We start from the raw sequence: 8152 nt of genomic DNA on the forward strand, positions 1-8152 counted from the left end.
ATCCATAAAGTGGCCATGCGACATGGCCATCTTTGCTCTAGAGTCAATTGAATAGTTAGGTTCCGGCTACGATATTTTCTGTTAATAAGGTGTGCCCAACGGCATATTTCGCCTGCCATGCTTTAGGGTTGATCAAATAATGTTGCCGGAAGCGTTTAGAAAAGTGACTTGGGCTGGAATAACCCACCGCGGTAGAAACATCAATGACACTCATGCCCTTTTTCAATAAATCTTCTGCGGTTGTCATACGGACATTCTCCAGATATTGATGGAAAGTGCGAAAAACAACCGCACGAAATCCCTCTTTTAATTTCCGTTCATTTAAACCAACGGCTCTTGATAATGATTTTATCGTCCAAGGGGAATGATAATCACTGTTAATTATTTTTATTGCATTATAAACAGCACGGCGTTGCGACCCGCTGATCACATTATACTGGCAGTCATAAACCTGAGATACTACACAAGCGAGTATTTCTAACGCTTTTGCTTTTAAATAAACCTTTCTTACATTGCCGCTTAATTGGCACTCTTCTATTTGATTCACTATCTGCATAAATGGTGGGTAAATGGGACATGCCATCATCAATGCATCACTGTAGCTGGCGTTCTTCTCAAAACCTGCCGCTAATTGGGTGAAAGGGGGTAATTCCTGAGCTTCAATTTCGTTCAGTGAGAAACGAATATCGAGAATATGCCATGAGCCGCAACCAAAGAAGTTCATGCCGCGAGTCATTTTAGGTGAATGGAAAAATATCATCATTCCCGAATTGATATCTAAAACATCACCATTTTCAATCGCCATTTTCCCTTTCCCGTTTAAAATAAACGCAATTGATACCGTTGGCGGCCCTTCACAATATTCTGTGACATCCTTGTCGAGCTCAAAACGAATTCGGTTTATATGAATTCCGTCAGATAATTCCTCAATCAATAAGGGAGTATTTGTATTATTTTTCTCCACATGCGAATGCATGCAATTGCAATGGTCAGCCGTGAAAACTCCTAATTTCTTGCTATAGATCGTCTTCATGAGATCCCCTGTAAAATTAGCATCGGATACCGGTTAAAAAGTGTTTTCTCACTTAAAACAGTGTGTTTTGCATATTAAAGACATTATATTTTTATTTTATATATATATACATATTGTGAATGTCACTCACTTTATCATTAATGAGAATCATTATCAATAGTGCGTAATGCGCTACTTTTGTCCCTATTCCGTTAGCCCTGATGGAATATTATCGATAGTCTCCCGTTATGTTTTTTGTTTTACCACGTTTAATTTTTGTAAAACATGATCTTAAACAGTGCATAACGAGTTATTTATATGAAAAAAAAATACGCTAAGGCGTCTGTTTTATGTTGTTTAATTTCGCCTGTTGTATGGGCGGAACATTCGCCTGGCGCGGCAGAGGATTCTTTGATTGTAACGGCTAATAAACGAGAAGAAGCGTTAAATAAAGTGGATGGTAGCGTTCTGGTTAAAACAGGCGAAGAACTCGTGCAGGCCGGTATCACTCAAGTGCAAGATCTTGAGCGCGCTTTTCCCGGCTTACAAATTCGTTCACGGGGGAACCGAACTTATTCAGCAACAACCATTCGAGGTATTAGTTCGCCGGATTTCTATTCTCCTTCTGTTCGAATTTATGTCGATGGCGTTCCTCAGGATCACCAATTCTTAACACAAGAATTAATCAACGTGGAGCGTGTGGAATTATTACGCGGTCCGCAAGGGACTTTATATGGCGGCAACGCGCAAGCGGGTGTTATCAATATCGTCACCCGTTCACCAAAAGAAGGCCCTTGGCTAAACCTTGCCGGTAATTACTCTAAGCTGAAACAAGGCGGTTCTTTCAGCGGATCAATGCCGCTTATTGAAGATATCCTTTATGGCAGTACCAGTTTGCGTTGGGTAAAAGAGCCTGGACAAATTGATGCGCCTAATAGCGGTAATAAAAATGTTGATTCCAGTAAAACTTGGCTCGGTCGAGGGCAACTGACATTTGCGCCAGAAGATTCTTCGTTCAGTGCTGAACTTAGCTTCGCTCATGAAGATCTCGATTCCCATGAAGAGCTCTATTTAAACGACGAACAATTTCGTCGGAAAGAATATGATGGCCCTATCCCTGATTTAACCCGGCGGGTTAACAGTTATGCATTCAAGGCTGAATATGATTTCGGCGACAGTGTGTTAACCAGTGTGACTTCTTATCAGGATCGCGATATTTACCGTGATTTCATCGGGGGTAAATGGAAAGAGAAACACCACGCCGCCACGCAAGAGTTGCGTTTGAACTCCAATTTCTCAAATGGCATTACCAGCGTTCTCGGCGGCTGGTTTTCAGATGAAAAGAATAAACATCATACCAGTGGTTATCCCGGTTACTATGGCGATGCCGCTAACACAATAAAAGCAAAATCGCTGGCACTGTTTGGCGAAGTGAAATTGCCCTTTGCTTCTCAGTGGGATTTAACCTTGGGCGGGCGTTTATCCCATGAAAAATCGCAGATAGATTATGCAGGCCGTTCTGGCATGATGGCGCTCGAAGCTTTTGATAACCAGGTTTCCAGCAATGAGTTCACACCTAAGGCCGCATTAGGTTGGCAATTGACGCCAGATACTCGTTTCTATCTCTCTGCCACTAAAGGGTACAAACCCGGTGGATTTAATAACATTGTCTCCTCCGCCAATGATAGAAAACCCTACAATACTGAAACCTCAGATAATTATGAGCTTGGTTGGCATACCTCGTTCTTTGATAACGCAGTGACATTAGACAGCGCTGTTTACTACATTCGTTCGAAAGATAAACAAATTTATGTTGGTCCGATCGGTGCGCAGTTTATACGCAATGTGGGTAAAGCAGAGAGCAAAGGCATTGAGTTGAGTAGCCAGATTAAGCCAATGAAAGGGCTGAAATTTTCTCTTGGGGGAAGTGCAGGCAAATCAAACTTCACTGATGCAACTGATACAGAAAATGGCATAAGTTATGACAATAAACGTCTGCCTTATGCGCCAGATGTTATGCTTAATGCAAGTTTTGACTACTTGATTGATCAAACGTTGTTACCCGGTAACCTCTATTTAAATGCCGGCGCCCGTTACTATTCAAAAAGCTACTTTAATGAAGCGAATACCCTTGAACAGGGAGGATATACCCTCTATGACGCTTCATTAAGTTTAGAGATGGCGCATGGGGTTAACGTAAAACTCTATGGCGAAAATCTGGGCGATAAAAAGTATCGCGTCTCCAGTTTCACCGTGGGGCCAAATACGCTCAGTATGATCAATAAAGGCTTGAATGTTGGGCTGGATGTGAGTGTCGCATTATGACGCATAATATCTCCCATCCCCGTCATATATCGTTATTACTGCTAACTTTGGCGGGTGTTTACACCCTCCAAAGCACTATCGGTATGTTGACGTTACAAAGTATGCCGGCTTTTCTGCGTAGCCACGGTGTAACTCCGGATAAAATCGGCTTGCTCTATCTGCTGATGTTGCCTTGGGCGTTCAAATTCCTTTGGGCGCCTATTATAGAGCGCTATCGTAAATCTGGTTCGGGGGATACCAACCCCCGTCGTATCATGATCTGCGGTAATCTGCTAATTACATTGCTTTTTTGTTCCATGTCATTGGCAAGACCCGCTGAACATATGCCGCTAATTATTGTCGGCCTGTTTCTGATCACGATTTGCCTGACTGTGGTGGATACCACCACCGATGGTCACGCTATTGACCGGTTGCCACCAAAGCACCGCCCTTGGTGTAATGTTATGCAAGTTGGCGGCGGTTATTTGGGTTCTATCGTCGGCAGCGGCCTGTTTCTATACCTTGTTTCACTGTATGGTTGGCACATTGGCGCCGGGGTGTTAGCCATAGTGATTCTATTGATGTCGTTACCTGCCCTATTTTTACGGGAAACACAGGTAGAAAAAGCGCCGACGGTTTTAAAAGCCCCGGTTGCTTCCCCTTCTCTCAAGAATGCCCTCAGCCGGGCGCCGGTTAGACAAGCACTGGTTTTGATATTGTTGTGTATGATCGGTACGCGCCTTTCACTCGGGATGCTTTCGCCGTTTTTGATCGATCGCGGTGTGGATTTAACTCAACTCGGTATCATCGCGGCCAGTGGTGGTGCATTAGCTGGATTATCTGGTGTGCTGCTTGGTGGTGTCATTGTACGTAAATTCGGCGCTGTCCAGACATTACTGGCTATCATGCTGCTTGAATCTATCGTATTAGCCTGCATTTTCTGGCTTGCCAAGCAACCAGAAGCGCCGTTATCCCTGCTTTCAGCCGCATACGTCTTCATCACGTTAATCACCGCCGCCAAATTTGTCGCGCTGTATACCCAGATGATGTCGCTTGCGGCAGGCGCTCAGTCTGGTGTGGATTTTGCGTTGATGCAATCCGCTGATATGGGCATTGCAATTATCTGTTCCATGTTGGGGGGATTGATAGTGACTAAAGCAAGCTACGCTACCCTTTTCATGCTCGCACTCATTTTCACCTTTACTGCCCTGTTCTGGACATTGCGTAAATTCCATGATTTCCACAGGGAGAATGTGCATGCATAGCCATGATTCTTCTGTTCAGAACTCACCGGAGCAACGTGCGGCTGACGCCGGCGTTATTAAAGAGTTATGGCATCTGATGCGCCCATACCGCACGCTGAGTTACGTCGCTATCGCACTTGCCATTCTTTCCGCCGGTCTGCAAATGTTACCGGCGGCGGTTGCCGGGCTTATCACCCAGTCTATCTATGATGGGCAATATGACACGCTATTGCATTATGGCGTCATGTTATTGGGATTCACGTTTGCCGCTATGTTGACCTTTAGTGGTTCAACGTTTTTTGCTCATTTGATCGCCGCTGATGTACAGGCTGACGTTCGCCGCAATATCAGCAGCAAGTTGAAATCTGTGCCTTTGGGCTTTTTCATGCTGACTGACAGCACTGAAATAAAAAAGATGATGCTAGATGACGTCGAGCAACTTGAAGATGGTATTGCCCATATCATTCCAGAGATGTCAGCTACCTTGTTTGGGCCGTTGATCGCATTAAGCGTCATGCTAGCCATTGATTGGCGGTTAGCTTTGGCGGCATTCGCGCCAACTTTGGGCGCCTGCTTGTTATTCGTCTATATCCAGATGAAGGTGCAAACGACAACTCAGCGTTTTTATGCCGCCCAAAACCGTATTGCTTCAACAATGGGTGAAGTGATTAATGCGATTCCGGTGGTTAAAACCTATTCAGGCGGCAAGGTTGCGTTGCAACGCGCAGAAGAGGCTTTCACTGCTCTGACTCGGATTATTGATGTCTGGGTTGAGAAAGTACAGGTCAAATCCAGCCGGTTTTTCGTGTTATCCAGTGCTAACCTGTTGTTTGTTCTCCCTTTGGCGGTCTGGTTATTAAACCGACAAGAGATCACTTTATTCGAATTCACTTTCTTTATTCTGGCTGCAATGGCATTCGGCAATATTGCCTCATCCATGTTCGCTGTAATGACTCGTTTGCAACAGCAAGAGGCGTTAATCACACGCTATCGTTGGTTAATGAATCAACCGGAGCTAGCGCCTTGTACCCAAAACCAAACACCGTCGGATTGCAGTGTCGCTCTGCACAATGTCAGTTTCTCCTACCAGGATGAACAGGAAAATGCATTGAATAACGTTTCATTTTCTATACCGGCGGGAAGTTCATTAGCCTTAGTTGGCGCCAGTGGCTCGGGTAAATCTACTGTAGCGAGTCTCATCGCCCGTCTTTGGGACCCTCAACAGGGTCGGGTGACGATTGGCGGTGTTGATATCCGTAATATGGATGAACCGACGCTACGCAATAACGTCTCTTTTGTTTTCCAGCGTGTGTTCCTGTTCAACGATACGGTGGCTAATAACATACGGCTCGCCCGTCCTGATGCTTCACAGGCAGAAGTTGAAGCGGTTGCTATCGCAGCGCAAGCCCATCAATTTATTCAGCAATTACCACAAGGCTACGACACCGTACTGAACGGCGGTGTGAGTTTATCGGTAGGTGAAAAACAGCGTATTGCCGTTGCTGCCGCTATTCTGAAAAACGCACCAATTCTTGTATTGGATGAAGCTACAGCCTATGCCGATCCAGAATGTGAAAAAGAGATGCAACAGGCGCTCAATGCCTTATGCCGCAATAAGACAGTGATTGTCATTGCTCATCGCCTACCGACTATCCGTCATCTTGATCGAATACTGGTTTTAGATAAAGGACAGATTATCGAACAAGGCACCCATGAGGAGCTGGTCGCACAGCAAGGTGCATACGCCAGACAGTGGTCAGCTTGGAGGGGAGAAAAAAACGGGACAGGAGCAAATTATCATGGGGCTATTTAATCGTCTCCAGCAACATCTATCGCCAAAACTGCAAAGAGTTTGGTTCAAGGGGTTGTTATATAAGCAGTTTGATACCGTTGCGATTATGGCTCAACTTGCTATTGCTGCCTGGGCCATCACCCATTTGGGGGAAAGTGACAACGCAATGCTGCCATTTATCACTTTGGGATTACTGGTTATTCTGCTGTTGCTGCGATTTACTTTTATGGCTCGCGCATTACGTAAACTCACCATTGCCGCTTATGGTTTAGGCATAGAAATTCGTCGCGCTCTGCTACAACGCCTTGTCAGTATGTCTATCGCCACTATTCGAGGATTGAGCGCTGGAAAGATAGCGCTGACATTATCTGAAGATGTGCAATGGCAGGAAAATCAGTCAGCCTATACCACACCGCAAATCGCCTGTCAGGTGATGATGCTGACTCTTATCTACTTGGCTTTATTCTGGTTCGATTGGGTGGTTGGCGGCAGCGCATTATTGGTGCTGATGGTTGGGATGTTCATCCTAGGGGCTATCCGTAAAAAACTGAATGAAATATTGCGTTTGCGTGCCGCTATGATGGCTGATGTATCCGAAGCTATCGTTGAGTACGCCCAAGGTATGTCCTTTATTCGTGCTGCGGCAGCGACCACGATGGTAGAACAGCGTTTTGACCGCGAAATCGATCAATTACGGGTCGCGTTCCGCCGTGGGGTATTCAGAAGTATTCCGCTATTGAGCCTGTTTTACATCATCATTGATACCAGTGTGGTCGTTGGCATTCTGGCTGGCGCCCTGCGCTTTAATTCACCAGAAGCATTAACACTCTCGGAAATGCTTATCACGATTCTATTGTTGTTTGCCACGATTACCCCTTTACGTGGGATTATCCCACTACTCAATATCACGGCCTTAACGCAAGTAGGTGAAACCCATATTGCAGAGATAGAAGCTGTTGCCACGCAAGTCTCCGGGCCATTAACCGCGCCAGACAAATATGATGTTGAAGTGAATAACATTTCATTTAGCTATCCAGGTACGAATCAACCCGCTATTCAAAATGTGTCGTTTTATGCGCCGCAAGGCAGTATGACCGCCATTGTCGGTCCCAGCGGCAGTGGGAAATCCACATTGGCTTATCTATTGCTCTCTTTCTATCAACTGGATAAGGGGGAAATCCGCTTGGGTGGAAATGATATCCATCATTACCAAACTCAAGCACTGTATGACACCGTGACTATGGTATTTCAGGAAACCGCACTATTTCAGGATACTGTTGCTAATAATCTCCGGTTGGGTGATCCCAATGCGACCCAGTTAGAACTGGAGCAAGCTGCTCGCCTTGCCAATATTCACGATACGATTATGGCATTGCCACAAGGGTACGATACGCCGTTAGGTGTGGATGGCGGTACGCTGTCTGGTGGTGAGCGTCAACGCCTTGCCATTGCTCGCGCCATCTTAAAACAATCTCCGGTTTTATTCCTCGATGAAGCGACGGCTTCTCTCGATCCTGAAAATGAACAGTTGATACAACAGGCGTTTGATTCGCTTACCCAGAATAAAACAGTCTTTGTTATCGCTCATCGGCTAAGTACGATAACCCGCGCTGACCAAATATTGGTGATGGATCATGGAACCCTTTGTGATAGTGGAACTCACGACGAATTGTTAGGACGTTGTTCACTTTATCAATCTCTTTGGGAAAACCATCTCGGCTCAGAAGAGCGCTGGCATCTATACCCAAATACGCCAAATAAGGTGTAACCCCCACCGTTTCGTAACCGTCATTATTTATA

5 protein-coding genes are annotated in these 8152 nt (G+C 45.4%); 4 read left to right on the plus strand and 1 reads right to left on the minus strand.

Going from position 1 to position 8152, the window contains the following annotated elements:
- Positions 1-55: 55 nt before the first annotated feature.
- Positions 56-1033 carry a helix-turn-helix transcriptional regulator gene (locus Phpb_RS20160; RefSeq protein ID WP_065391915.1) on the minus strand — a complete coding sequence of 326 codons (978 nt, stop codon included), beginning with the start codon at positions 1031-1033 and terminating at the stop codon, positions 56-58.
- Between the two features lie 297 nt (positions 1034-1330).
- Here Phpb_RS20160 and Phpb_RS20165 point away from each other — a divergent pair, with 297 nt between their 5' ends.
- The 4 genes from Phpb_RS20165 to Phpb_RS20180 are packed head-to-tail and all read left to right on the plus strand — an operon-like array spanning position 1331 to position 8120.
- Positions 1331-3337: a TonB-dependent receptor gene (locus tag Phpb_RS20165; protein WP_082302650.1), complete on the plus strand. Its 2007-nt coding sequence runs from the start codon at positions 1331-1333 to the stop codon at positions 3335-3337.
- On the plus strand, positions 3334-4581 hold the full coding sequence (locus tag Phpb_RS20170) for an MFS transporter (RefSeq protein ID WP_065391916.1): 1248 nt from the start codon (positions 3334-3336) through the stop codon (positions 4579-4581). The genes Phpb_RS20165 and Phpb_RS20170 overlap by 4 nt, the downstream gene beginning before the upstream one ends.
- A complete protein-coding gene (locus Phpb_RS20175) occupies positions 4574-6373 on the plus strand; it encodes an ABC transporter ATP-binding protein (protein WP_240492627.1) in 1800 nt (599 codons plus the stop codon). The genes Phpb_RS20170 and Phpb_RS20175 overlap by 8 nt, the downstream gene beginning before the upstream one ends.
- On the plus strand, positions 6273-8120 hold the full coding sequence (locus Phpb_RS20180) for an ABC transporter ATP-binding protein (protein ID WP_240492628.1): 1848 nt from the start codon (positions 6273-6275) through the stop codon (positions 8118-8120). The genes Phpb_RS20175 and Phpb_RS20180 overlap by 101 nt, the downstream gene beginning before the upstream one ends.
- The last annotated feature ends 32 nt before the right edge of the window (positions 8121-8152 follow it).

This window comes from Photorhabdus namnaonensis (assembly GCF_001684335.1).
GTDB lineage: Bacteria > Pseudomonadota > Gammaproteobacteria > Enterobacterales > Enterobacteriaceae > Photorhabdus > Photorhabdus namnaonensis.

Coding starts and splice junctions, on each gene's coding strand:
- Phpb_RS20165 (WP_082302650.1), top strand. CDS start 1,331: ATGAAAAAAAAATACGCTAAGGCGTCTGTTTTATGTTGTTTAATTTCG.
- Phpb_RS20160 (WP_065391915.1), bottom strand. CDS start 1,033: ATGAAGACGATCTATAGCAAGAAATTAGGAGTTTTCACGGCTGACCAT.
- Phpb_RS20180 (WP_240492628.1), top strand. CDS start 6,273: ATGAGGAGCTGGTCGCACAGCAAGGTGCATACGCCAGACAGTGGTCAG.
- Phpb_RS20175 (WP_240492627.1), top strand. CDS start 4,574: ATGCATAGCCATGATTCTTCTGTTCAGAACTCACCGGAGCAACGTGCG.
- Phpb_RS20170 (WP_065391916.1), top strand. CDS start 3,334: ATGACGCATAATATCTCCCATCCCCGTCATATATCGTTATTACTGCTA.